The organism is uncultured Collinsella sp. (assembly GCF_959026545.1).
GTDB lineage: Bacteria > Actinomycetota > Coriobacteriia > Coriobacteriales > Coriobacteriaceae > Collinsella.
In genome coordinates this window covers 102,775-127,632 of record NZ_CAUFLV010000005.1, presented here as the reverse complement: position 1 = coordinate 127,632, position 24,858 = coordinate 102,775, and the positions used below count along the sequence as shown (strand labels likewise).

Below are 24,858 nucleotides of genomic sequence, written 5' to 3'. Positions count from 1 at the left end.
ACCCCCGCCTCGCTTACATCATATTTCCAGAAGAACGGATTTGATATGAGCCTCACCCCCATTCCCATCACGTCCATCCCGGGGTTCAAGTTCGGGCATTACACGGACCGAGCTGGAGGCACCGGGTGCACCGCGATCATCGCGCCCGAAGGGGCGACGGGTGGTGTGGACGTGCGCGGCGCGGCACCGGCGTCACGCGAAACAGACCTACTTAGGCCGGAAAACACCGTCGACAAGGTGCACGCCGTTATACTGAGCGGCGGATCGGCATTTGGACTCGAGGCCGCTTCCGGAGCCGCCACCGAGCTCGAGAAGCACGGGATCGGGCTCGATGTGGGCGTAGGCCGTGTTCCCATCGTGTGCTCCAGCTGCCTGTTCGACCTCGCCTTCGCCAACCCTCATGCGCGCCCCACGAGCTTCGACGGCGCCATGGCGGTGCGCGAGGCGCTCGTCACACCCTCATCGCTCCCCCTTGCCGAAGGATGCGTCGGAGCGGGCACCGGAGCCACCGTAGGCAAACTCGGCGGACCCGACCGCTGCATGAAATCGGGTCTTGGCGCACGCGCCTTCCAGCTGGGCGCTCTTCAGATGGGAGCCATCTCTGCGGTAAACGCCGTGGGCAACGTGATTGATCCCGCGACGCTCTCCCCCATCGCGGGTATGCGCACCAGCACCGACGGAGCCGAGATCGTCGACATGGAGGAAGCGATGCTCGACATGGCGGAGCAGCTGACCATGCCGCTCGACCGCACGAACACCACCATCTCCTGCATCGTGACGAACGCACACCTCACCAAGGCACATGCCACCAAGGTTGCCCAAATGGCGGCGGACGCCTATGCGCATACCATCCGCCCCACCCACACCAGCAATGACGGCGACACGATCTACATCCTCGCGAGCGGCGAGCTCGATGAGGAGACGAGCGCCGCAATCCCCATCGACCTTCTCGGACTCATGGCGACCAGGACGCTCGAGGCGGCTATCGTCGCCGGATGTACCGAGGCTACGGGGCTGCATGGCCTGCCGGCCCACCGCGATCTCGCCGCTTCATAATCGCCGGCCTGCGCCATGATATGGCGATGACGCGACCGTTGGCCGCTCCGCTTGCCGCGTCCCCGCTCGAGAGCCCGAAATCGGCTAGGATTAACACGTCTTAAGCGCCGAAGGACTCGGCGCGCATCGCTCGCCACAGGAGGCAATCAATGAGCTTTATCTCCAAAATCACCAGCGTGTTCCACAGCACCGACGATGCCCAAACGCCGGTGCCGGCGATGTTCGCCACGCGCGGCGACACCGTGTATGCGCCCATCTCGGGTATGCTCGTGAGCCAAAAGGAGATCGACGACGAAGCCATCGCCCAGGGGCTACTCGGTAAGGGCTACGGCATCCTGCCCGTTGGCAACGTCGTGTACGCACCTGCAAACGGCCGCATTGACGCGGTCACCGTCACCAACCACGCCATCGGCATGCTCACCGAGGGAGGTGCCAAGATCCTCGTCCACATTGGACTGGACACCGTCAACATGGACGGCAAGGGCTTCATCCGCTATGTCGAGGCGGGCGATATCGTCGTTGCCGGGCAGCCGATCTTGTCCTTCGATCAAGAGGCAATCAAGGCCGCGGGCTGCGATGACGTGGTCACCTGCGTGGTGAGCAACCCCGATGAGCTCGAGTCCATCGACCTCGTGGGCTCCTCCAACACACTGCTTGGCGGACGCCCGCTCGTCAAGGTCGGTGATGCACTCATGCTCGTAAAGTAATCCGCTCCGCATCTAACGTCCCGTTTCAGCAAGAACCGGGCACGCATACGGCCCGGAAGGCAGTACGTTCGTTACGCCTTCCGGGCCGTTTGGCAACCTTTCGCCTTGGACGATCAGCTCTTGTTCTCGATGCTGCCGATGTTCTTCAGCTCGATGGAGATGAGGCCGTTGGGCTCGTTCACGAACTGAACGTACTCGGTGTCCTTGAGCATCTCCGCAGGGAAGCTGATCTCGATACCCGTATCGGTGCGGATCTTATGATTACGCACCGGTGCGCGCTCCACCACGGCGCGCTCGACGGCAACGCGCTCGGGTAGGCGTTCCTCACGCACGCGCTCCTCCACACGCTCCTTGAGTACGGGCTCGTCCTCGAAAATGTCCTCGGCGATATCCCAGGGGGCGATCTCCTCATCCACCTCGACCTTCTCGGCGACGGCGGCCTTCGCCTTCGCGAGTGCCACCGCGGTGTTCGCCCCATGCTCCTCGGCGACCTCCTCGACGATGCGGGTCACCGCCTCGATGACCTCCTTGCCCGAGACGCCACCCTCGCATTGGAGCAGGCCATCGGGAATCACGAACGTGTCCTCGCCCATGATCTTGCGCTTTTTATCCACGTAGAACGCCTCCATGGAGCTCGCACGGACGAGCGCGTAAGAGGATACCTTCTGCGAGGGCCCGGGCAGGATGGCATAGCGCTTGGCGATGTCGTTGCGAACCTCGCCTCCCTCACGCGCCACCTCGTGCATGAACGCGGTGCGGCTCGCCATGAGTAGAACCGCGAACCAGCGCACATCGTCGTCGTCCTCGAAATCGGCCACGAGCACGTCGGTGGACTCGAGCTTGTCAGCCTTCGAGAGCTCGGAGGCGAAGAACTCCGCGATCTGCTGCGAGAGATCGACGAACTCACGATCGCCGAAGAAATACCCCTTGAGTTCGCCGGCAAACGCGCTGTCCTGCGCGAAGGCGGCGCGGCGGTTGTCGACGCTCGTGCGGGCTCGACGCAAATGGGAGCTCGCGAATGAGCGCACGGCACGGGTATCGAAATCGAGCTCACGCTCGCTCAGCACATTGACGGCGGAGTCGAAGTCGAGGATATGCAGGATGGCGTGGTTGATCTTCACGAAGCGGTCCCTTCTGTATCATCCGAACTTCGCCATTATACCCGCGGCTGTTTGCAGCGCCTTGGTGACGAAGTCACAGACAAGGAGACGGCATTTGCGTATGGTAGATACCGATAGGACACCCGGGGCGCACACCCCGATGCAAGCGAAAGGCTAGCGCAACCACGAGGCACCGTCGGCATGCTTACTTGCCAATCGAGGGTAAGAATGTTGATAACAGAGTCTGAAAACCGGAGGATTTTCGACATTCTTACCGCCAGAGGTGTCGCATCGTCCAAAAGCCCCACGTCTCCCGCAACCCGCGATGCCTACATCCGGTCCACCTGTACACACCAGATTGTCCGACAACCACCGGGGCCCCAACGAAAGGAACCGAGCATGAAAGTCATTATCATCGGAGGCGTTGCCGAAGGAGCGATCGCCCCGTCACGACCGGACGTTCATCTCCCCATCGCCAACACGCTGCGCAATTGCCCCAAAGGCTGGATGCGCGCTCTTGAGGGAGTCGATGATGCCGCTCGCCGCCCCCGCGGCACGCTCGACCGTCGCCGTTTTCACGAACGATATGACCACGTCTTTAACGAACTGCTGCAGGTCCTCATCGAGCGTTTCGACGGCATTGAGCATGAGCGGCACATTCGTCTTGCGATCCGCCATGATATCCGAAAAATGCGTGGCACCCGTCACGCCGATGACGTCGAAGAGCGCATCGACGAACCTACCGCGCTCGGCGAGCGTGTACTTGTCCATCCATGCGTCGAGGGTTGCATCGAAGAGCCGTGATGATGCGGTATAGCCATCTGCCCGCACGAATTCGGCGGCATCGACGTCCACGGCCCAGAGGAAGGGATTGTGCTGGAGCATCGACATGCCGTCACTCTCGACGATAGTCGGTGTGAAATCCGGCGCCTCGGAAAGCACGGCGCCAATCATGGTCGACTTGGGCACCGTCTTCTCCATGATGGGCATAATGCGACGATAGGGCTCCGCGGCGCAGAACTCGCGATGGAATCCCGGACCATCGTGAGAGAATACGCGCCGGATGCGCTCCCGGTGCACGGGCACGCACATGGCGGCGGCGTACACCGCGAGGTTTCCGCCTTTGGAATGACCACCCACGTACAACGTGCCGGACGTCAGCTCGGCAACATCGTCTACATATGCGGCAGCCTCCTCCTGGGCGGGAACGGGACTCAGGAAGGTCATGTTGAAGTCTTCCTTCCAGCCCACAACGGTGGAATCAGTCCCGCGAAACGCGATATAGGACGAACCGTCGGGAAGCCGAAACGTCATGGCGGCGAATTGCTCCTCGCTCACGTTGTCCGTCCTGAACCGCAAGATGGACAGGCGGCACGACCGAAACCGCGGGCTCGCGCATACGGCGAATAGGAGGTCCCGGCTGCCCTGTACATCCCAGCTCGTTCCGAACATATCGTCGAAATCCTCAGCTCGGAGGAGCTCATGCAGGGCGACCCCGCGCACCGTGCACGCGCGCGTGAGCTCAGGCCCCACGTGCGTGTAGGAGAGCCAGGAGAACACCAGGCTGTCGACCGTACACAGGGGACGCTCTTCGAACGTATCCATGGCCGTACGCACGTAATCCAGGAAATTCCCGGCGGGTTTTGCCTTGAGCGACAGCTTTCCCTTTTCTTCCATGGAGCGTCCGCCTCCCATCGACCATCCGTTTGGACCATTCTAGCCCGTGCGTGCACCCAAAAGCCCACGGCGACGAGGCGCGGGCGAAAGAAACCCCCGGCTCCCGCTAGGGAACCGGGGGCCTGGACATGCTCTCGACGAGGGACGCACACACTATGCACCCGTCCCCACAAGTACGTTAGTCGTTGAGACCGGCGTCGTCGATGATGGCCTTGAGGGCGGCGGCGGACTTCTGGAACTCGGCGTTCTCATCATCGGACAGGGCGACGGGAACGCGCGTCACCACGCCGTTGCGGCCGATGACGGTCGGCACGGAGATGCACAGGTCGTTGAGTCCGTACTCTCCCACCATGAGGCTGGATACCGGCAGGACCGTGTCCTCATCGCGCATGATGGCGGTGCAAATGCGACGCACGCTCATGGCGATGCCGTAATAGGTGGCGCGCTTCTTCTCGATGATCTCGTAGGCGCTGTTCTTCACATCATCGGCGATACGAGCCTCCGCGGCCTTATGGTCAAAATGACCGTGCAGCTCACAGTAATCATTCAGCGGCACGCCGGCGACCGTGGCGCTGGACCAAGCGGCGACCTCGGAATCGCCGTGCTCACCCACGATGTAGGCATGAACGTCGCGCGGATCGACGCTCAAGTGCTCCCCCAACATGTACTTGAGGCGGGCGGTGTCGAGTACGGTGCCCGAGCCGATGACCTGGCGCTCGGGCAGGCCGCTCATCTTGATGGCGGCGTACGTGAGAACGTCGACCGGGTTGGAGACGATCAGCAGGATGCCGTTGAAGCCGCTCTCGCGGATCTGGGGGATGATGCTGCCGAAGATGGCGACGTTCTTGTTAACGAGGTCGAGGCGGGTCTCGCCGGGCTTCTGGGCGGCACCGGCGGTAACGACGATGACGGCGGCGTCTGAGACGTCGGAGTAGTCGCCGGCGTAGATCTTCATGGGGCTGCCGAAGGAGACGCCGTGGGCGATGTCGAGAGCCTCGCCCTCAGCGCGGTTGCGGTCGACGTCGATGAGGACCATCTCGGTGAAGAGGCCGCTTTGCATAAGGGCGAATGCCGAGGACGAGCCGACGAACCCGCAGCCAATCACGGCGACTTTACGATCGTTAACCATGTGAATACTTCCTTTCCAATGCTCGACCCATGCGAGCAATTACCAATTACGTTATTTGCGACACTTCACGGTACCACTCGACACGTTCGCCGAATTTGCACTTGTGAAAACTTGCAAAACCGATTATAAGACATGCCCCCGCTGGGACCTACCCTAAAATACCCGCCTCCTCGATGGCGGAGACGGCGCGCTCGAGGCCCTCAGGCGGCAGAACGAGCGCCATACGGACATACCCCTCGCCGTGGGGCCCAAAGCTTGCACCGGGCGTCACGATAACCCCGGCCTTCTCCATGAGCTCCTCGCAAAATGCCATCGAATCGGTACGGCCACCGGGCAACTTGACCCATACGAACATGGAGCCATGCGCGTTGGGGCGCTCCCAACCCAGGCGCTCGAGGCCATCGCACAGGGCGTCGCGACGTTCCTGATACGTGAGGCGCTGTTCCTCAACTTCCTCAAGTGGTCCGGTGAGCGCGGCGATGGCGGCTTTCTGGATGGGCAGGAACATGCCGAAGTCGATCTGGCTACGCAATTTGGCAAAGGCGGCGACCACATCGGGGCGACCCACCAAAAAGCCGATGCGCGCGCCCGTGACGTTGAACGATTTGGAAAGCGAGAAGAACTCCACGCCAACCTCGAGCGCGCCGGGATGCGCGAGGAACGTGCCGCCGCGCGGGCCGTCGAAGACGATGTCGGAGTAGGCGTTGTCGTGGACGATGAGCAGGTCGTGCTCGCGCGCGAACGCGATGATCTCGTCGTAGAGGGCATCGTTGCCCACAGACCCCACGGGGTTTGCCGGAAGGGAGACGATCATGTACTTGGCGCGGTCCGCCACCGCGGGGTCGATGCCCGCCACGTACGGCAGGAAATCATGCTCGGCATCGAGCGGGTAATAGGCGAGCTCGGCGTCGGCGATCTTAGCGCCCGCCTCGAAGACGGGATAGCACGGATCGGGTACGAGAATGGTATCGCCCGGGTCGAGCAAGGCGAGGCCCAAATGCCCCACGCCCTCCTGCGTGCCATTGCACGAGGCTACCATGTCGGGCGTGATGCCCTCGACGCCAAAACGACGGGCATAGTAGTCGCACACCGCCTGCTTGAGCTCAGGCACGTCGCGCAGGGAGTACTTCCACATCTGCGGATCTTGAGCGGCCTCGGTCAACGCCTCCACGACATGCGGGTACGGGGCGAAATCAGGCGTACCCACAGAAAGGTTGTAGATCGTACGGCCCCGTTCCTCGAGGGCGACGCGGCGGGCGTTGAGGGAGGAAAACACCTCGGCGCCAAAGCGGTCGAGACGGCTTGAGAACTGCATGAACTGGTCCTTTCTCGTGCGCAGCGGTTGCATGTCGTGCGCCTTCGGGGCGTTCGATCTCATGCGGTGCCGCGCGCCTACTCAAGGGCGACGGCCGACGCACGGACGCGAGGCCCCGTGACGGGATCGGCAACCCCACCACGTTGGGCGCTTCATCCATTATGCGCCTGTTGCCCCCAGAGGGGAACGAACGGGGAAAATAAGGCCCCGCCGAACGATTCGACGAGGCCAAAACGCGGTTCCACTGGACAATGAGCATGGCCGGGCCCGATAGCCACCAAGGGTCGAAACTAGCGTCCCGCTACTTGACCTGACGGACCTCGATATTCTTCTCGTACTCCTCAACATGGGCGAAGTCGCCCAGTCCGGCACACTCGACCACATTGGCGCCCGTCGCCATCGAACGGCGCAGCGCGTCCTCCACGCGGTCGCGCTCGGCAAACCAAATGGAAAGGAAGGCAGCGAGCGAGGAGTCGCCGGCGCACACCGTGGAGCGGACTTCCACATCGAAGGTGCGGTTGGAGAACCACAAGTGCTCCCCATTTGAGAAATACGCTCCGGCACCACCAAGCGTGAGCAGAACGTTTTGCGCGCCACGAGCATGCAGCTCCGCCATAGCGTCCGCCACGGAGGCATCATCACCGGCGGTGACGTCGATACCGAAGATGTCGCGAAGCTCGTCATCGTTCGGCTTGATGAGCAGCGGCTCGAGCTCGAGAAGTTCAGCGAGCTGAGGGCTCGAGATGTCGAGTACGAATTGGGCGCCCTTCGCGCGAACGCGCTCGATGGCGCCGCGCAGGAAGCCCTCGGAAGCATTCGGCGGCAGCGAACCCGAGATTACCAGGCAGTCGAGGTCCTCAAGCCCGCTGATAAGGTCGAACATGGCCTGCTCGTCCGCCGCGGTGATCGCGGCACCGGCGTTCACCATGTTGTACTCGGTATCGGGGCCGGCATTTAAAAAGACGTTCACGCGCGTGATGCCCTCGGTCCAAACAGGCTTGACGCCGACGCCGAGCTCACGCGCGCCCTCGACGATGTAGCGGCCGGAGAATCCAGCGAAGAAACCCAGAATCGCCGTATCGACGCCATAGTGGTCGAGGGTGAATGAGACGTTGAGGCCCTTGCCGTTGGGCGTGTACACGGCATCGCGCGTGCGGGTGACCGTATTTGGCTGCAGGCCATCGCAGCAGATGTTGTAGTCGATGGCCGGATTGGGAGTGAGAGTGTAGATCATGTGCCGCCCCTTTCTTACGACCTCGGGCACAGAGGGCAATGAATGAGAAGGTCGGCGGCGCGGTGAGGTGCGCCGCCGACCGACAGGCAAGCGTTGCGAGGAAGTCCTACGCCAGTCGCTCGTTGATAAGACCGGCGACCTTCGCGGGATCGTCCTCGGCCTTGCAGGCGGCGCGGAAGACATCGTCGGTCAGGGCCGTGGCGACCTTGGAAAGGATCTGTAGGTGAGCGGTGCCCGCCTGGGACTCCGGCACGAGCAGGGCGATGGCGCAGGTCACAGGAGCGCCGTCCATGGTATCCCACGCGGCGACACCATCTGCGGCCTTGAGCACGACCACCGCGGGACGCACCACCGCATCGGTCTTGGCATGCGGGATGGCGTAACCATCGACCATGCCCGTGGTTCCCTCGGACTCGCGCTTGAGGAACGCGGCGAGCAGGGCATCGGAGTCGCTGGCGATACCAGCCTCGACAGCGTGGGCGGTGATCGCCTTAAGGGCACCGTCGCGGTCAAGATCGGTGGCGGACAGGACATCGGAGTCCTTCACAAAGCCCTCGGAGTCGTCGGCGTCAACGGGAACCTCAGCAGGGGCTTCAGCCGCCTCAGCGGTAGCGTCGACAGGAGCGGGGGCATCGTTGACCGCCACCTCGGCCGTGGCTTCACGCTGGGCCTTCGTCCACTCGGCCTTCTTGAACGCGGTGAACAGGATGCCGCCCACGACCGTGCCGGCGAGGATGGCGAGGACCCACTGCAGGCCGCCATCGACCACGGGCAGGACCAAGAAGCCGCCATGCGGAGCGGGCACGTGAACGCCCAAGAGCAGGGTAAGCACGGAAGCAATCGCCGCGGAGAGCATCATGATGGGCATGACCGGCCAGATGTTCTTGGTCATGAACGGAATGGCGCCCTCAGTGATGTGCGTGCAGCCCAAGATGATATTGACGATGCCGGCATCGTGGTCCTCCTGGGAGAAGTACTTCTTGCCGGCAATGACGGCGAAACTCGTGACCAGCGGCGGAACGATGCAGGCAGCGGAAACGGCAGCCATGAACGCGGTGCCGTCGGCGTACTCCGCGGTGCCCACGCCAGCCTCGAGGCCGGCGCCCAGCAGCATGGTGCCGGTCACGTAGGCCGCCTTGTTGACCGGGCCACCCATGTCGACGGCGCACATGCAGCCGATGGCGATACCCAGCGGAATGGCGCCGGCGTGCTGCAGACTACGCAGAAAGTCCATCATGGCGTTGTTGATGGTAACCATCGGACCGGAGATGCCGAGCATCACGAGACCGACGATGAGCGTCGAGAACAACGGGTACAGGAAAATCGCCTTCAAGCCGTTGAGGTTGGCGGGCAGCTTGGCGAAGACCTTCTCGAGCAGCAGGATGACATAGCCGGCGAGGAAGCCGCCCACGATACCGCCGAGGAAGCCGAAGCCCACGCCGGAGCCGCCGGCGTCGATGAGGCCGGTCGCGGGGTTCACGGGAAGACCCTGGATGGCGATCATGCCGGCCACGAAGCCGGGGACGAGCGCCGGGCGCTTGCCGATGGACTCGGCGATGTAGGCGGCGAGCACAGGAACCATGAGGTTCATGGCGGTGCCGCCGATGGTCTTGAGCATCGCGGCGAACGTGTTGTAGTCGGCCGCGGTGGAGTCGAACGAGGTGATGCCCCACAGGAACGAGATGGCCGTGAGGACACCGCCGGCGACGACGAACACCAACATGTGGGACACGCCGTTCATGAGGTGCTTGTAGAGCTGATGGCCAATCGATTCCTTCTCGGCCTCAGCGGTCTCGGCGACGGCGACCGCAGCCGCAGCGGCGGGATCGGCTTTGGCGGCGAGGGCTGCGTCGATCAGGGCTCCGGCGGGCTCGACGGCAATCGCCTTAGAGACGCCAACGGAAACCATGGGCTTACCGGCGAAACGCTCGGCCTGGACGTCCTTGTCGGCGGCGACCACGACGGCGCGTGCGGCCGCGATCTCCGCCTGGGTCAACTCGTTCTCGACGCCCACCTGACCGTGGGTCTCGACCTTGATGGTAAGGTCGCGCTCGGCCGCAGCCTTCTCGAGCGCCTCCTTCGCCATGAAGGTGTGGGCAATGCCCGTGGGGCAGCCTGTGGCAGCGATGATGTCGTACTTCTCTGCCATGTTCCCTCCCTACTTCTCGTGCACCCCTTCGGTGCTTTCTGACAGCTTCAATCTACCATGCAGCGGTTTGATTGGTTTCTTTCATATATTAAATCTTCTGTGAAAGGTATTTCAACAGCCGTGAACGGCAAGAATCTTCCATTTACGGCATTGTTAATGAAAGAAATCAGTCATTGGGTATCATAAAGGAAAGGCAACCCCCTAAGGAGAGTCATGACCGCCCAAGATCTTCCGAGCGCACTCCCGCTCATCACCTCAAGCCGTCGCTTCCTCGACAGCGAGCAGCGCATCGTCGACTTCATCTTGGCCAACCCCGATCGCGCGCCCCAGATGACCTCGGCGCAGCTCGCCCGTGCCAGCAGCACGTCCGAGGCGTCCGTGTCCCGCTTCTGCAGGAAGCTCGGCTTTAAGAATTTCCGCTCGTTCCAGTTTTCCCTTGCCCGCGACCTCGCTGTCCAGGACGATGAGCAGGTCACGCGCGAGGTCTCGCTCGGCGACTTCGCCCAATCGCTCGCGAACATCAAAAACGCCAAGCAGCTCGAGATCGCCTCGACGCTCGACGCGCTCGATGAGGCGACCATGCGCCGCGTGGTCGACCTGTTCTCGCATGCGGGCCTCATCATGTTCGCCGCGGTGGGCAACACCAACGCCGTGGCGATCGACGCCGCGATCAAATTCGGCCAGCTCGGCATCAGGAGCGTGGCGAACACGATCACGGAGAGCTCGACCTCGCTCGCCCTCACCATGCGCGAGAACGACGTGCTCGTCCTGATCTCCAACTCGGGAAAGTCGCAGAGACTCGAACGCATCGCCCACGCGGCAAAGCGCGGCGGTGCCACAGTAATCCTCATCTGCGGCAACAGTCACGCCCCGCTCGCGCGCCTCGCGGACATCGTGCTGCGCACCGTCAACTACGAGGCGCTCCTCACCACCGTGGACTTCACCTTCTCCAAGATCTCCGCCACCCTCATCATCGAGGTCATCTACAGCTTCCTGCTCTCGGTGCTGCCCGGCGCGCGCGATGCCATCAGCGGCTACGAGGAGCTTATCCAGCCCGACAAGGAGATGGAGTAAGTCGAGCGCGGTCCCTATGTCAGACTATCGATCTCCTCGAGCCAAAGGGCTGCGGAGGCGTCGCTGGGCATGCGCCAGTCGCCGCGCGGGCTCACGCTCACCGAGCCGACCTTGGGGCCGTCGGGCAGGCAGCTGCGCTTGAACTGCTGGGCGAAGAAGCGGCGGTAGAACGTCCGCAGCCAATACAGGATCGTCGCCGGCTCGTAGGCGGGCGCGGCGCCCGCCACCGGGCCGCCATCCGCGGGCGTGGCGAACGTGCGGCACGCCATGCGGTAGATCTTGCCCGGTGCGAACCCATGGCGCAGCATGTGGTAGAGGAAGAAGTCGTGCAGCTCGTAGGGACCCACCAGATCCTCGGTGCGCTGTGCGATCTCGCCGTCGCCCGTGGGCGGCAAAAGCTCCGGCGACACCGGCGTGTCGAGCACGTCGCGCAGGGTCACCGCGGTCTCGCCGCCAAAGACATCGGCCGCGTATGCCACGAGATGGCGCACAAGCGTCTTGGGCACGCCCGCGTTGACGCCGTACATGCTCATGTGGTCAGCGTTGTACGTGGCCCATCCGAGCGCGAGCTCCGAGAGGTCGCCCGTGCCGATGACGAAGCCGCCGACCTCATTGGAGAGGTCCATGAGGATTTGCGTGCGCTCACGCGCCTGGGCGTTCTCGTAGGTGACGTCGGTCACGCTCGGGTCGTGGCCGATGTCGGCGAAGTGGCGGCTCACCGCCTCGCCGATGGCGATGGTGCGGAAGTCGACGCCGAGGTGCTCGGCAAGGCACTCGGCGTTGGACTTGGTGCGGCTCGTGGTGCCAAAGCCCGGCATGGACACGGCGTGGACGCCGGAGCGCGGCAGCCCCAGCGCGTCGAAGGCGCGCACCGTGACCAGCAGGGCGAGCGTCGAGTCGAGACCACCGGACAGGCCGATCACCGCATGCTTGGTGAACGTGTGCGCCAGGCGCGTCTTGAGGCCGGCCGCCTGCAGGTTGAAGATCGTCTCGCAGCGCTCGGCTCGCTCGGCCTCGCCCGCGGGCACGAACGGAGTGCGCGGCGCGATGCGCGAGGTCTCGAGCGCAGAACGCGTGATGGGGTAGGCGCGCACCGGTGACAAGCCGTCCATCTCGGCGGCCTGCTCCGGGGTCGGGCGGGTTCCATCGTCGCCGACGGCGAAGGTGCAGGACAAGACGGCCTGCCCCATCTTGGTCGCCGGGTCGAGCATGCCGCCCATGCCGCCAAAGGAGAAGCTCACCTCGCGACAAGGGGCTTCCTCACCCGCCGGGCGCGCCCACGTGTTCGAACGGCGGCGCTCGGCGACCAGCATGTCGAGGTCTACATCGGCCACGGCCATGTCGCGCGTGAACAGCTCAGTGCGGGCGAGCAGGGATCCGTTCTCGGCGATGAGGTTCTCACCCGCGAAGACGAGGTCGGTGGTGGACTCGCCCTCCCCCGCGTTGGCGTAGGCGTAGGCGCTGTACAGACGGGCGGACTGGCCGCGCACGAGGTCGTGACGGTACGCGGATTTGCCGATCACCTCGTCACTCGCACTGAGGTTCAAGATCACGGTCGCCCCGCCATCGAGCGCCATCGACGTGGAAGGCGGATTGGGAACCCAGAGGTCCTCGCAGATCTCGACCCCGATCGCCACGTCCGAACACCCCTCGTCCACGCAGCGATACACGAGCCCCGCGCCGAGGGGAACCATCCGATGGGCGATGGGACGCATCATGAAATACGGTCCCGAAGGTGCCGGTGTGAACCAGCGACCCTCGTAGAACTCTCGGTAGTTGGGCAGGTGGGTCTTGGCGGTCATGCCGAGCAGCTGGCCCGCGCAGCAGCAGGCGGCGCAGTTGTAGATGCTCTCCCCACTCGCATACGGCATGCCCACCGTGTAGAACACGGGCAGCTCGCACGTCCGCTCGAGCAGCCAAGCGAGGGCGTTCTCGCATGCGCGCAGTAAAGCGCGATCATGGAAGAGGTCAGCGCAGGTATACCCCGTGAGGCACAGCTCGGGCAATACGAGGACGCGCACGCCCTCATCGGCCGCGCGCCACACGCACGAGAGGATCGCCTCGGCGTTGGCCCTCACGTCGCCCACGCGCACCTCGGGTGTCGCCGCCGCGATGCGAAGGAACCCGTCGCCGGCGTCCGTGGTGGCCATCTCGGCGCCTGCAAGCTTCAACTCGTCCATGCGAGCCTCCTGAACTGTCCTCGGTTCATATGCGTTTCATTGTACCCGCTGTCCTCGCCGATCGCCCGTGCCAAACCCGCGCGCCGGCGTGCGCCGTCGGCCGCTAGACGCGGTTGGGGCGCCGCGGCGCAAATAGCGGGCCCGCGACCCTGGTGTACACGACCAGCCAGGCCATAGAAGCGCAAAAACCGCCTATCACGTCCGAAGCGTAGTGCACTCCCAGGTAGACGCGGGAAAACCCCACGGCAACGACCATGAGGGCAAGGACGACGCACAGCGCGGCGCGCAGACGACGATCATCGACAAAGCGCCAGGTGAGCCACATGAGGAGGCCGAAAAACGCCATGGCCGCCATCGAATGCCCCGAGGGGAAGCTGAATCCACCGATATCGACCAGCCTGAGGGAGATGTCGGGGCGCGGGCGCTGTATGGCGAACTTGAGCGCTTGGTTCAGGACGGTCGAGCACGCCAGATTGACCGCGCAGAACACCCCCACGCCCTTATGACCGCGCGCCCGGGCGCCCAGGGAAATCACGAAGATGCAGGCGATGAGTGGGACCGGGGTGACCAGGAACGAAACGACCTCCATGATGGGCGTCAACCATGCGGCGCGCACATGGTCGACCATGAGCGCGATAGCCGCTCGGTCGAGGGCCATGATCTCCCCTGCCAACACGCGGTTGAGCAAGACGAGAAACACCAGCAGGCAGAGCACCATGATCGCCGTGCGACGATTCGACATCACGAGCGAGCACAGGCGGGCACCCATGGTCCCCTCGTGCAAAGGGCCATCATCGTGCGAGGGCTCGTCGATGAGACGCGTCCGCTTTTCCTCAACCATCCTGCCTCCAGGGGGGCCACGCCCGCCGAACATGTTGTGCCGTTTCCATGGCGGCATTGTACCCGCGCAGGGCGACAATCAGCGGCCTTTCGCCAAACCCACAGCTCCCACGGGCATTTGACGAATGTCCGGACGAATCTCTATTATCGAACAAAGGTTCTGGAACACACGTTCGAAGGGAGACACATGGGAGAGCGCACCTATATCTGCATCGACCTCAAGACGTTCTACGCCTCCGTCGAATGCGCCGCCCGCGGGCTCGACCCGTTCACGCAGAATCTCGTGGTGGCCGACACCACACGAGGGCGTTCGACCATTTGCCTGGCCATCAGCCCCGCGATGAAGAAACTCGGCATCCGCAATCGCTGTCGACTCTTCGAGATCCCTCAGCACGTTGACTACGTGGCCGCCAAGCCCCGCATGCGTCACTACATGGAGATCTCGGCACGCATATACGGCATCTACCTCGAGTACGTGAGCCCACTCGATATCCATGTGTATTCCATCGACGAATGCTTCATCGACGCCACCCCCTACCTTTCACTCTACGGGCTCACCGCGCGCGAGTTCGCCGATGAGCTGCGCAGCGCGGTGCTTGCCCGTACGGGCATCACCGCCACCGCCGGCATCGGACCCAACCTCTTCCTCGCCAAGGTCGCCCTCGACATCACCGCCAAGCACGACCCAGATGGCATCGGCATCCTCGACGAGGAGCGATTCCGGGCGGAGGTCTGGAGGCACCGCCCCATCACGGACATTTGGGGCATAGGCCCGGGCATAGCGGAGCGCCTCTCCAAGTACCGCGTGCACGACCTCATGGGCATCGCTGCGCTCGACGAGCGGATCTTGTACCGCGAATTCGGCGTGAACGCGGAGTATCTCATCGACCATGCGCACGGCGTGGAGCCGTGCACTATCGCCGAGATACAGGCGTACCGCCCGCAGGCGACCTCGATGGTGAACGGCCAGGTGCTGGCACGAAACTATAGTTATAGCGAAGGGCTCACCATCCTTCGCGAGATGGTCGACGCGTCCGTGCTCGATTTGGTGGACCGGGGCGTCGTGGCGAGCTCCATATCACTGTACGTGGGCTACGGCAGCGAGGCGCGCGAAGTCCGACGACTGGACGCGAGCGGCAGCGCATCGTACCGCGACGGCTGCGGTAACCGGCGCAGCAGCACGGCCGAGGACATCCCGCGAAGGACCTCGCGGCCGCAGCACAGCGCGGCAACGACGGGGATGGCGGCAGCGGGGACTCGCGATCTCATAACCGAGAACGAGCCGCGCGGGACCCTTATCACCGGCGAACATGGCACGCGGCGCGTGGGTGGCAAGGGCGGCTACGCGCACGCAGGCAAGCAGCGAAAGCTCGGTGAGCGCACCAACTCGCGCAAGAAGCTCATGGCCCATTTCGAATCCCTCTACGCCGAATCCGTCGACCCTCGACGGCCCATCAAACGCGTCAATATCGGTTTTGGCGACTTGCTGCCCGAGGAACTCGCGACCATCGACCTATTCACCGATGTCGAGGCCGAGGCACGCGAGCGCGACCTGCAAAAGACGATCATCGACGTCAAAGGTCGCTATGGAAAGAACGCCCTGGTGAAGGGCAGGAGCTTGCGCCCGGAGGCTACGGGGCGGGAGCGCAACGACCAAGTTGGAGGACATCATGCATGACGACATGCGCCCAGACGCGGCAGGCTTGACGGCGAACGGCCGACCGCGCGCCAGCCGCGCTTCGCAGTTCATGCCCTTTGCGGCGCTCACCGGATACTATGAGCTCGCGCGGCAGCAGGAACGCATCACCGAGCCGCGACATGAGCTCACCGACGAAGAGGCCCTGGAGCTCTCCCGTACCATCATACAGGTGAAGAAGGGCGACCTAGTACGCGTGACCTATTACGACTGGGATGCCTACCACACGGTCTCGGGCGTGATAGCCCATATCGATTTCGCCTATCGAAGGCTGCAGGTCGTGAAAACCGTCATAGGATTCGACGACATCCTCGCCATCAAGCGGTAACACATGGCGGCGAGGGAGCATCAACCGCATCGAGCGTGCCACAATGGGTGCATGTGTAGGCAACCGCGGAGGGGAACCGCCTGTGAGAAACCACCCCGCGTCGACAGAGGAGGAACCATGGACAACGTGAGAAGCGCAGCGTACCGCACCACGGCGGAAAGCATCATCAAGAAGCTCGCCCTGCGCAACATGATCGGCCACTACTGCGAGACCGCGTCCGACGCCGTCGAGCTCGTCCGCGCTCTCGTCGCTAACGGCGAGAGTGTCACCTGGGGAGGCAGCGTCACGTTCTCCCAAAGCGGTGTGAAAGACGCCCTCACAGCCGACGGCCACCCCATGATCGACCGTATGGCGGCCCATACGCCGGAGGAGCAGGATGAGATGTGGCGTCGGCAGGTGAGCGCGGACTGGTTCTTCATGAGCACGAACGCCATCACGCTCAATGGCGAGCTCGTCAACATCGATGGCAACGCCAACCGCCTCGCTCTGCTGCTGCACGGCCCCAAGCATGTCTGCGTCATCGCGGGCATGAACAAGGTCGTCGCCGACGTGGAGAGCGGCATCAAACGCGTCCACACCGTCGCATGCCCCCTCAACGCCGCACGTCTGCACACAAATACCCCCTGTGAGCTCACCGGCGTCTGCGCCAACTGCCATGCGGAAGGATGCATGTGCTGCCAGGAGGTCATCACGCGCCACTCGCGCCACGAAGGCCGCATCCACGTCATCCTCGTGGGAGAAGACCTCGGCTACTAGCGCATCCCGCCCCGCCACGCGACCCACCCGGTCCCTGGCGAAATGCACCAACCTCGAAAGGACCCCATGAACAACTTCACCTTCTGCTCTCCCACCAAGTTCGTATTCGGCCGTGGCGTCACCGACCACGTGGGCACCGAGCTCGCGGCGGCGGGTCACCGGCGCGCGCTCATCGTCTACGGACAGGGCTCCGTGGTGCGCACGGGAACACTCGACCGCGTAAGGGCATCACTCGACGCGGCGGGTGTCGCGCATGTCGAGCTGGGTGGGGTGCGCCCCAATCCGGAGATTGGGCTTGTACGCAAGGGATCTGAATTGGCCAAGCACGAGGACGTCGATATCGTGCTGCCCGTGGGCGGCGGATCGGCCATGGACTGCGCCAAGGCCATCGCCGTCGGTGCCTGCTACGACGGCGACCCGTGGGACTTCTGGGCCAAAAAGGCGACGGTCGAGCACTGCCTGCCGCTCGCAGCGGTGGTAACCATCCCCGCTTCCGGCTCCGAGGCGTCCAACTCCTGCGTCATCAGCAATGATGCCGAGGGCCTCAAGAGCGGATGCACCAGTGAGCTCATCCGCCCCGCCATCGCCTTCCTCGACCCGGAGCTCACCTTCACCTTGCCTCCATACCAGACGGCGGCGGGCGTCACCGACATGATCGCCCATATCATGGAGCGCTTCTTCTCGGGCGAGCCCGCGGTCGGCGTGACGGACAACATCGCCTGCGGTCTCATCCGCGCCGCGATCGATGCCGCGTGCATCGTGATGGAAGATCCCGAGAACTACGATGCCCGCGCGGAGCTCATGTGGATCGGCACACTCGCCCACAACGGCCTCGCCGGCTGCGGCCTTGGCATCCCCGGCAAGCGCGACGGCGACTGGAGCTGTCACGGACTCGAGCACGAGCTGTCCGCCGTCGATCCGGGTATCACACACGGAGCGGGTCTCGCGGTCGTCTTCCCGGCCTGGATGCGCTACGTGTGGCAGAACCACCCCGAGCGGTTCCTCACGTTCGGCGCCGAAGTCTTCGGCATCGAGCCCGTCGATCCCGAGGTCGACGACCTATCGGACATCGACGAGGAAATCACGCCCGAACGCGCCGTACACGACGCCGTTGAGGCGACCATCGACGAGCTCCAAGAGTTCTTCGTCTCCATGGGTATGCCATCCACCTTGGGCGAACTCGGCATCGAGGAGACCGACATCGATCGACTGATCCGCGGACTGCGCATCAACCGCGGCGAGAGGTTCGGAACGTTCCAGTCGCTCACTCTCGACGATGCACGCGCCATCTACAAGAGCGCCTTGTGATCTCCAATTGAGGCAGGGGGTCATCGTTTCATGAACACGAGCGTGCGGCTGAGCTCCGCTTCACGAGAGAGTTCCGGGGCAAACGTATAGCCCACGTCAAACCGTTGGAGGGCGCTCGCGTCCTCCACGGAGTTCTCGGCCATCCAGCGGACCATGCTGCCACGGGCGATTTTGCTCGCCGTCGCACGCTGAACCGGCTTGCCCGCACGCACGTCCTCGCCAAAGACAATCGTGACGTGCGACGCGCCCTCGGGAAGATGGGGCAGCACCGCTTTCGCGTACTCCACGCTCGCGAGATTCACCACCGTGACGTCTGCGCCCGCCATATCGGGGTCGCATGTCCCCTCGGGCGCGGTCGCGCCGCAGACACTCGCGGCGATGTCAGCGCCCCAATAACCGTAGAGGTCCTTCGCTCCGTCGATCGACAGCTTCGCCGCCATCTCCAGTCGATACGGCTGGACCGCGTCGAAGGGTCTCACGCATCCGTAGAGCGCGGAGAGCACCCACAGGTGAGCCTGCAGCCACTCGAGGGCTTTCGCATCGAGCACGTCGGGTGCCATGCTGCGATACTGGATGCCCACGTACGATGTGATCGCAGGGCAAACCAGACGTGCCACGGCGGCATCCCGCAGCTCGCCTCCATCCATCACGCATCTGAACTCCGCGAGGCGCTCGATGTTCTCGACGAGTAGTTTGTCGTTGACCCGCCAGAGCTCCTTGAGGCCTGCACTCCCCCGCTCATCCTCGATCGTGCGCAACGCACGGACGATTCGCGCGGTCTTCTGCGGGAACGGAGGAATCCCCCGCGGGGCGAATGCGTCGGAGTCAACGCGCATCTGTTTCGCGGGGGAGATGATGACCTGGATCATGGGGGACCTTCCAAGGAGACAGTGCGGCTACATATCAGGTCCTCATACCCAAAATCCGCACCCGTGAGCGTTTTGGGTCAATTGGCACTCGTCTCCAATTGCGCAGCGGCTAGGCGATGTGGCCCAGGAAGTCCTTGGTCCGCTCTGATGTGGGATGGTCGAAAACCTCCTCAGGCGTGCCCTGCTCCACGATGACGCCGCCGTCCATGAAGATGACGCGATCGGCAACGTCACGGGCGAACTGCATCTCGTGGGTCACCACGATCATGGTCATGCCTTCGCGCGCCAAATCGCGCATGACACCCAGGACATCACGTACGAGCTCGGGGTCGAGAGCACTCGTGGCCTCATCGAATAGCATGACGTGCGGGTTCATCGCCAGTGCTCGAGCGATGGCAACGCGCTGCTGCTGACCACCGGAAAGCTGGGCAGGCATGAAGTCCACGCGGTCGCTGAGCCCGACTTTGGTCAGCTCCTCGACTGCGATGCGCTCCGCTTCCTCCTTACTGCGCTTGAGAACCTTCTGCTGGGCCATCATGACGTTCTTCTTGGCGGAAAGATGCGGGAACAGGTTGAACTGCTGGAATACCATGCCGAGCGTCGACCGCACCTTGTTGATATCCACGCCCTTTTTGGTGATATCCACGCCCTCGACCACGATGGAGCCCTGCGTGGGCGTCTCAAGCAGGTTCACACAGCGCAGCATCGTCGACTTACCGGAACCCGACGGCCCCAGCACCACCACGACCTCACCGCGGTGCACGTCCAGGTCGATTCCACGCAGCACGACGTTGTCGCCATATGCCTTATGCAGGCCGCGGATCCGGACCACAGGCCCCTCCGCAGAGGCGTTAGACGCACCGGATACGTCCACGGTCTTTGCGTTGTCACTCATCTCAAGCACTCCCTACAGGTTCGCGATGTGATCGGCGGGCGTGGGGACCATCGTTCCCGCGCTCTTGGCGGGCTTCTTGCCCTGTGGTCCGGCATTCGTGCCGGCGGTGGCTCCGGTGAGGCGCGCCTCAAGCATGCTCACGAGACGAGCAAGCGGCAGCGTAACCACCAAATAGAACAGAGCGGCAACCACATAAGGCGTGATGGAGCCCGTTGTGGCCACGATCGTCTTGGCGTACATCACGATCTCCATGACGCCCACGGCCGCAAGTAGCGACGTGTCTTTGTACAGCAAAATGAATTCGCTGGTGAGTGTGGGGATCACGTTCCGGAACGTCTGCGGGATGATGATCGACACCATGGTCTGGGTGGCACTCATGCCCAGCGAACGGGCCGCCTCGGACTGTCCCTTGGGGATGGACTGGATACCGGCGCGAAAGATCTCACACAGGTAAGCGGCGGAATTCATGGCCATGACGATGACGCCGAGCGTGTAGTTGTCGATATTGACACCTGCAAGCGGCAAGCCGAAGAACGCAATGTAAATCTGCAGGAACGCCGGCGTGCCACGGATGATGTTCACGTAGACGCCCGCGATGGCGCGCAGGATGCGCGACTTGGAGATACGCATGAGCGCGAACATGAAGCCAAAGGGAATGGCGAGCGGGAACGCCACCAGCACGATGGCGACGGACATCAGAAAGCCGGAGAAGATGATGGGCAGGCTGCTCACAATGAGCACCGGATTGAAGAACAGGCGCAAAAACGTGTTCGAATTCCACGCCTCGACCCATGCCTGGTCCTCGAGAAAGGCCTTGAACTGGTCGAACGGGGTCACGCCCTTGACCTCGACCGCGGGGATTCCCTCCACATCGTGCTCGGTGCCGTCGGCGAGCGTGTACGTGCCCTCGCAGAGCATCTCGCCGCCAGCGGCAGGGAACACCACGTCGTACAGCTCGACACGGAAGAACCGACCCGCGGGTGCCGCCTCGGGAAACGTCAGGACGAGCGTCTCCCCATTCGTCTCGATATCAGGCTCGATGAACTCGCGATCCATGAGGTCCTCGCCCGAGAGCATCGTCACGCGCAGGTCATCGGTGGTGAACGTCGTGCCATCGGGCACGGTGAGCGAAAGACCGGCAACGGCCTCATCGGTGTCTGCCTGCACCTCCCAGGTGATACGCGTTTCCGTACCGCCGAGCACGTCACTGCCGGAATCCCCGTTGGGGCGGCAGGTGAGCTTCTGGACCTCCAAGGCATGAGCGGGTCGCGGCACGGCGCATACGGCCGCCAACGCGACGAGCACGGCGCAGCACGGCAACATCGCGTGCATGGCCCAGCGAATGACGCGGGCCAGCCCCGCATTCCCCGTCGACGCGCAATGCCGTCCGGTGTTCTCCATGGTTCTCCCCTTCCTCCGCCCACGTCACGGTGCGCTCATGGCGCTTCCGATCTAAGGGCGCTCCAGATACCAGACAGCCCTCCCCGCACATACGGGAAGGGCTCGCGTTGATGCGGCGCGGGTGCGCTACTTGATGTTGTACTTCTCCATGAGGGCGTCGACGGTTCCATCCTCGGTGAGCTTGGCAATGGACTCGTTGATGGCATCCTTGAGCGCGGTGTTGTCCTTGTTGACGGCGATAGCATACTCCTCGCCCGTGGAGACCTGCTTGATGACCTGCTCGTTGCTGAAGGAGGTTGCGACCAGCTGAGCGGCAACGGAGCGGTTGGTCACCAGCGCGTCGGCCTGATCGGACTGGACGGCGGCGAAGCAGTCGGTGGCGTTCTTGAACGGGACGAGGGTCGCGTTGGGGAAGTTCTCCTTGGCAAAGGCCTCGGCGGTGGAGCCAGACTGGACGGCGATCTTGATACCCTCGGCGTCCAGCGCCTCAGCGTAGTTGTCGCCAGTGATGTCGGCGTTGTCCGCCATGGTCACGATGGCCTGATCGTCCATGTAGTAGGAATCGGTGAAGTCGACCTCGTCCTCACGCTCGGGCGTGGCGGTGATGGCGGCAATGCCGATGTCGTACTTCGCGCCGGAGGCGACACCGGGCACGATGGTGTCGAAGTCGACGTTCTCGATCTGGAGGTCGAGGCCGAGGTCGTCGGCGATGGCCTGGGCGAGCTCGAGGTCGAAGCCCTTATACTCGCCGTCTTCCATGTACTCGAACGGCTCGTACTCGGCGGACGTGCCGATGGTCAGCTTGCCGTCGGAAACAAGGGTGTAGCCCTCATCGGTCGCGGCGTCGGCGGCGGCGGAACCCGCTGCCGGGGCGCCAGATCCGCCACAACCGGTGAGCGCCAAGGCGCCAGTCATCGCAATCGCGACGGTCAACGCGCCAAGCTTCTTCTTCAACATGATTGCATCCCTTTCCCTCTTTTGTGCATACAAGCAGATGCTTGGGGAAGGAGTATACGCTTTACCGTATGAGAGAAACCATTAAATGCAGAATATTTCTCAATTGTTACCGTTCTATGTAATCCGATGAGACAATAAGCTCAGTTTATGCATGATGCAATTGGGGACGTACCCCAAGTGCACCAAATGGCTACTCGGCGGGCGGTTCCTCCACGGGGGCGGCATCGTCGTCTGCGAGCGCCTCGACCTCGGCGCGTTTTCCGCCCAGGGCCGTCACACGACGCACCGAGCAGGCATCCCCCTCACCCTCGGAGTCCTTGACGTAGCTCAATGCAACCTCATCTCCCACGTGGTAGCGCACGATATCGACCAGGCCGGGAAGAGCAACGTCGTAGATGGAATCATCGCCCTCAAGGGTGAGATAGAAGTGCGAATTACCATCGATGACTGCTTGGGCCATGGACGCGACTCTGCCAGTGACCTCGACCTCCGCGCCAGACGCCGCCGCCTCATCCTCGGAAAGCGCACCGGAAGAGGCGAGCATCTGCAGGTAGCTCTCCTGCGTGGTTGCAACCGTGGATCCCGTCGCCACGCTCTGGTAATGCTCGACGTTGATCATGGCGTACATCTTCACCAAGCCCGCATTGTCCTTGAGCGCCATGAAGTACGTGGGCTGCCCCGCCACATTCAGCAGCAACGGATAGGTCGCCTCATATTTGAGGTTCTGGACCTGCCCCTCGGCGCTCGCCTGGGCGGAGTCCTCGGTGGCACCGGCGACGGGGTAGTAATGCGACTCACCCGTGCGCTGATTGACGAGGATGAAGCCCACGTTGGAGCTATCGGCGGTCACCGAGCTCACACCCGTGTACAGGTAGATGTCATCACCCTGCGCCAAGTAGTTGTACCCAAGCTCGCCATCGCTGCCCTGCGTAGTGCGCACCACGCCCTGCTGCCCGAGCCAGGAATTGAGCCATCCACCTCTGTAGGCACCGCTCCAATTGTACTGCTCGATGATGAGATCGCTCGGGTAAGCGCGGTCCACCCACGTGGGGCAATCCTCGATGGCATGGTCCTCGGTCTCGCCCGTGCAGGCGTTCACCAGCACCACCCGTTGTATCGTCGTGCCTTCGAACAGGCCGATGGTACGCCTCTGAACGGGAAACACCCACCAAGGTGTGCCATCCTCATCAAGCTCAAAGGACTTCTGGTCGAACATGTACGTTGGATACTTGAGTTGCACGTAGCGGTCGATATTGCGCGCGAGCGGCTCGCTCTCGGAGTAACGAATGGGTTCCTCCAGACGAACGACCTCGGCTTCCTGCGTGACCATATCGACCAAGACATACGCCGGGATGCCGTCGCCACGGTGGCTCAACCACTTGAAGAGGTCGGCATAGGTGAGCGGACTCACGCGTACCGGACGCCCCTGGTAATTGATCTGACTGTACGCGGGACTGATCTCGAACTGGCTCACGAACTCAGGGATCGATCCCATAGCGCGCGAGCCGAGCAGCTGAGCGGACGCGCGGTCGATAACGGGAACATCCGCATAGTCGACTTCCTCGATATCCTCGGCGAAATTACCCTCGGTGGTCTTGAGGACCGAGGCGAAGCGCTCGGCGTTACCCGGGATGAACGGCTCGCCCATAATCAGGCCGATGAAGAACGCCGCGACCACCGCAACTGGAATCAGGGCGAGACGGTTGAACAACGAGGAGCGGTGCTCAGAGCGCAAACCGAACACTTTGAGCCCCACGAAGCAGACGATCGAAATGAGAATGATCCAGTTCCACACACGAGGACTGTGGATATTGAGTGCGGGATGGAACCACCAATATGCGATCAGCGCCGCAATGCCAAGGACGACGAGCATGACGATGAGCGCCGTGCGACTCCACGTGGCAAGGCGTTCCATGAACGGCGGCACGGGGATATCGATGTGCGACCCCTTGGCCCTTTTCTTGCGGGCGGCCTTATTGCGCTCGCGGGCGGACTTGGGCTCGACATGCCCACGACCGGCACCCTTCTTCCCGCCCCTGCCCGAGGCGTCCGCGCCGTCGGGCGAGGCGTCCTCCACCTCGACCTCAACATCGATGGGGTCCTCGCCGCTCGGCACCTCCACGCCGGCACGCCTCAGCATGTCCAGAATCTCATCGTGGTTCATCGGGAAATCAATCCTTCCGCATA

20 protein-coding genes are annotated in these 24,858 nt (G+C 63.2%); 7 read left to right on the top strand and 13 right to left on the bottom strand.

All coding sequences use genetic code 11. The features are described 5' to 3' along the window. Positions 1–45 precede the first annotated feature (45 nt). Both Q5Q88_RS04210 and Q5Q88_RS04205 read left to right on the top strand, forming a co-directional pair. On the top strand, positions 46–1,056 hold the full coding sequence (locus tag Q5Q88_RS04210; RefSeq protein WP_118653285.1) for a P1 family peptidase: 1,011 nt from the start codon (positions 46–48) through the stop codon (positions 1,054–1,056). A 149-nt stretch (positions 1,057–1,205) separates the two neighbouring features. After that, positions 1,206–1,763 carry a PTS glucose transporter subunit IIA gene (locus tag Q5Q88_RS04205; RefSeq protein ID WP_118653283.1) on the top strand — a complete coding sequence of 186 codons (558 nt, stop codon included), beginning with the start codon at positions 1,206–1,208 and terminating at the stop codon, positions 1,761–1,763. A gap of 113 nt (positions 1,764–1,876) precedes the next feature. Here the strand turns inward: Q5Q88_RS04205 and Q5Q88_RS04200 are convergent, their stop codons facing one another. The 6 genes from Q5Q88_RS04200 to Q5Q88_RS04175 all read right to left on the bottom strand — a co-directional run bounded on the left by Q5Q88_RS04200 (position 1,877) and on the right by Q5Q88_RS04175 (position 10,367). After that, on the bottom strand, positions 1,877–2,884 hold the full coding sequence (locus Q5Q88_RS04200) for a nucleoid-associated protein (RefSeq protein ID WP_302741925.1): 1,008 nt from the start codon (positions 2,882–2,884) through the stop codon (positions 1,877–1,879). Between the two features lie 426 nt (positions 2,885–3,310). After that, complete coding sequence (locus tag Q5Q88_RS04195; RefSeq protein WP_294123295.1) at positions 3,311–4,540, bottom strand: DUF2974 domain-containing protein; 1,230 nt, start codon at positions 4,538–4,540, stop codon at positions 3,311–3,313. A 178-nt stretch (positions 4,541–4,718) separates the two neighbouring features. Further along, positions 4,719–5,669: an L-lactate dehydrogenase gene (locus tag Q5Q88_RS04190; protein WP_118653279.1), complete on the bottom strand. Its 951-nt coding sequence runs from the start codon at positions 5,667–5,669 to the stop codon at positions 4,719–4,721. Positions 5,670–5,817: 148 nt separating this feature from the next. After that, on the bottom strand, positions 5,818–6,984 hold the full coding sequence (locus Q5Q88_RS04185) for a pyridoxal phosphate-dependent aminotransferase (RefSeq protein ID WP_118653375.1): 1,167 nt from the start codon (positions 6,982–6,984) through the stop codon (positions 5,818–5,820). Between the two features lie 301 nt (positions 6,985–7,285). Continuing rightward, positions 7,286–8,218, bottom strand: coding sequence for a 1-phosphofructokinase family hexose kinase (locus Q5Q88_RS04180; protein WP_118653277.1), 933 nt, complete (start codon positions 8,216–8,218; stop codon positions 7,286–7,288). Between the two features lie 106 nt (positions 8,219–8,324). Next, positions 8,325–10,367 (bottom strand): fructose-specific PTS transporter subunit EIIC, encoded by a 2,043-nt coding sequence (locus Q5Q88_RS04175; protein WP_302741921.1) that lies wholly within the window; start codon positions 10,365–10,367, stop codon positions 8,325–8,327. 213 nt (positions 10,368–10,580) lie between these two features. Between Q5Q88_RS04175 and Q5Q88_RS04170 the strand changes: the two genes are divergently transcribed. After that, positions 10,581–11,441 (top strand): MurR/RpiR family transcriptional regulator, encoded by an 861-nt coding sequence (locus Q5Q88_RS04170; RefSeq protein ID WP_118653273.1) that lies wholly within the window; start codon positions 10,581–10,583, stop codon positions 11,439–11,441. A 14-nt stretch (positions 11,442–11,455) separates the two neighbouring features. Here the strand turns inward: Q5Q88_RS04170 and Q5Q88_RS04165 are convergent, their stop codons facing one another. Both Q5Q88_RS04165 and Q5Q88_RS04160 read right to left on the bottom strand, forming a co-directional pair. Then, a complete protein-coding gene (locus Q5Q88_RS04165) occupies positions 11,456–13,621 on the bottom strand; it encodes an NAD(+) synthase (RefSeq protein ID WP_302741919.1) in 2,166 nt (721 codons plus the stop codon). A 103-nt stretch (positions 13,622–13,724) separates the two neighbouring features. Next, a complete protein-coding gene (locus Q5Q88_RS04160) occupies positions 13,725–14,462 on the bottom strand; it encodes a phosphatase PAP2 family protein (RefSeq protein WP_118653269.1) in 738 nt (245 codons plus the stop codon). A gap of 186 nt (positions 14,463–14,648) precedes the next feature. Here Q5Q88_RS04160 and Q5Q88_RS04155 point away from each other — a divergent pair, with 186 nt between their 5' ends. From Q5Q88_RS04155 to Q5Q88_RS04140, 4 genes are all read left to right on the top strand, one after another. Beyond that, entirely contained in the window at positions 14,649–16,139 is a 1,491-nt protein-coding gene (locus Q5Q88_RS04155) for a DNA repair protein (protein ID WP_302741917.1), read from the top strand. After that, positions 16,132–16,485: a YolD-like family protein gene (locus tag Q5Q88_RS04150; protein WP_302741915.1), complete on the top strand. Its 354-nt coding sequence runs from the start codon at positions 16,132–16,134 to the stop codon at positions 16,483–16,485. Before Q5Q88_RS04155 ends, Q5Q88_RS04150 begins: the two co-directional genes overlap by 8 nt. Positions 16,486–16,602: 117 nt before the next feature. After that, positions 16,603–17,241 (top strand): lactate utilization protein, encoded by a 639-nt coding sequence (locus Q5Q88_RS04145; protein ID WP_118653263.1) that lies wholly within the window; start codon positions 16,603–16,605, stop codon positions 17,239–17,241. A gap of 66 nt (positions 17,242–17,307) precedes the next feature. Then, the gene (locus Q5Q88_RS04140; protein ID WP_118653261.1) at positions 17,308–18,549 is read left to right on the top strand and encodes an iron-containing alcohol dehydrogenase; all 1,242 of its coding nucleotides are present in this window, start codon (positions 17,308–17,310) and stop codon (positions 18,547–18,549) included. Between the two features lie 20 nt (positions 18,550–18,569). On the opposite strand, the gene Q5Q88_RS04135 is transcribed toward Q5Q88_RS04140, so the two are convergent. The 5 genes from Q5Q88_RS04135 to Q5Q88_RS04115 all read right to left on the bottom strand — a co-directional run bounded on the left by Q5Q88_RS04135 (position 18,570) and on the right by Q5Q88_RS04115 (position 24,835). Then, positions 18,570–19,418 carry a YaaA family protein gene (locus Q5Q88_RS04135; RefSeq protein WP_118653259.1) on the bottom strand — a complete coding sequence of 283 codons (849 nt, stop codon included), beginning with the start codon at positions 19,416–19,418 and terminating at the stop codon, positions 18,570–18,572. A 109-nt stretch (positions 19,419–19,527) separates the two neighbouring features. Next, the gene (locus tag Q5Q88_RS04130; protein WP_302741911.1) at positions 19,528–20,313 is read right to left on the bottom strand and encodes an amino acid ABC transporter ATP-binding protein; all 786 of its coding nucleotides are present in this window, start codon (positions 20,311–20,313) and stop codon (positions 19,528–19,530) included. A gap of 12 nt (positions 20,314–20,325) precedes the next feature. Then, complete coding sequence (locus Q5Q88_RS04125) at positions 20,326–21,714, bottom strand: amino acid ABC transporter permease (protein WP_294159000.1); 1,389 nt, start codon at positions 21,712–21,714, stop codon at positions 20,326–20,328. Between the two features lie 126 nt (positions 21,715–21,840). Next, complete coding sequence (locus tag Q5Q88_RS04120; protein WP_294159002.1) at positions 21,841–22,671, bottom strand: ABC transporter substrate-binding protein; 831 nt, start codon at positions 22,669–22,671, stop codon at positions 21,841–21,843. A 190-nt stretch (positions 22,672–22,861) separates the two neighbouring features. Beyond that, entirely contained in the window at positions 22,862–24,835 is a 1,974-nt protein-coding gene (locus tag Q5Q88_RS04115; protein WP_302741908.1) for a Tat pathway signal sequence, read from the bottom strand. Between the last annotated feature and the right edge of the window lie 23 nt (positions 24,836–24,858).

Excerpts from the sequence above, each read along its gene's own strand:
- Q5Q88_RS04210 (WP_118653285.1), top strand. The coding sequence starts at position 46 with ATGAGCCTCACCCCCATTCCCATCACGTCCATCCCGGGGTTCAAGTTC.
- Q5Q88_RS04205 (WP_118653283.1), top strand. The coding sequence starts at position 1,206 with ATGAGCTTTATCTCCAAAATCACCAGCGTGTTCCACAGCACCGACGAT.
- Q5Q88_RS04195 (WP_294123295.1), bottom strand. The coding sequence starts at position 4,540 with ATGGAAGAAAAGGGAAAGCTGTCGCTCAAGGCAAAACCCGCCGGGAAT.
- Q5Q88_RS04190 (WP_118653279.1), bottom strand. The coding sequence starts at position 5,669 with ATGGTTAACGATCGTAAAGTCGCCGTGATTGGCTGCGGGTTCGTCGGC.
- Q5Q88_RS04185 (WP_118653375.1), bottom strand. The coding sequence starts at position 6,984 with ATGCAGTTCTCAAGCCGTCTCGACCGCTTTGGCGCCGAGGTGTTTTCC.
- Q5Q88_RS04180 (WP_118653277.1), bottom strand. The coding sequence starts at position 8,218 with ATGATCTACACTCTCACTCCCAATCCGGCCATCGACTACAACATCTGC.
- Q5Q88_RS04175 (WP_302741921.1), bottom strand. The coding sequence starts at position 10,367 with ATGGCAGAGAAGTACGACATCATCGCTGCCACAGGCTGCCCCACGGGC.
- Q5Q88_RS04170 (WP_118653273.1), top strand. The coding sequence starts at position 10,581 with ATGACCGCCCAAGATCTTCCGAGCGCACTCCCGCTCATCACCTCAAGC.
- Q5Q88_RS04165 (WP_302741919.1), bottom strand. The coding sequence starts at position 13,621 with ATGGACGAGTTGAAGCTTGCAGGCGCCGAGATGGCCACCACGGACGCC.
- Q5Q88_RS04160 (WP_118653269.1), bottom strand. The coding sequence starts at position 14,462 with ATGGTTGAGGAAAAGCGGACGCGTCTCATCGACGAGCCCTCGCACGAT.
- Q5Q88_RS04155 (WP_302741917.1), top strand. The coding sequence starts at position 14,649 with ATGGGAGAGCGCACCTATATCTGCATCGACCTCAAGACGTTCTACGCC.
- Q5Q88_RS04150 (WP_302741915.1), top strand. The coding sequence starts at position 16,132 with ATGCATGACGACATGCGCCCAGACGCGGCAGGCTTGACGGCGAACGGC.
- Q5Q88_RS04145 (WP_118653263.1), top strand. The coding sequence starts at position 16,603 with ATGGACAACGTGAGAAGCGCAGCGTACCGCACCACGGCGGAAAGCATC.
- Q5Q88_RS04140 (WP_118653261.1), top strand. The coding sequence starts at position 17,308 with ATGAACAACTTCACCTTCTGCTCTCCCACCAAGTTCGTATTCGGCCGT.
- Q5Q88_RS04135 (WP_118653259.1), bottom strand. The coding sequence starts at position 19,418 with ATGATCCAGGTCATCATCTCCCCCGCGAAACAGATGCGCGTTGACTCC.
- Q5Q88_RS04130 (WP_302741911.1), bottom strand. The coding sequence starts at position 20,313 with ATGAGTGACAACGCAAAGACCGTGGACGTATCCGGTGCGTCTAACGCC.
- Q5Q88_RS04125 (WP_294159000.1), bottom strand. The coding sequence starts at position 21,714 with ATGGAGAACACCGGACGGCATTGCGCGTCGACGGGGAATGCGGGGCTG.
- Q5Q88_RS04120 (WP_294159002.1), bottom strand. The coding sequence starts at position 22,671 with ATGTTGAAGAAGAAGCTTGGCGCGTTGACCGTCGCGATTGCGATGACT.
- Q5Q88_RS04115 (WP_302741908.1), bottom strand. The coding sequence starts at position 24,835 with ATGAACCACGATGAGATTCTGGACATGCTGAGGCGTGCCGGCGTGGAG.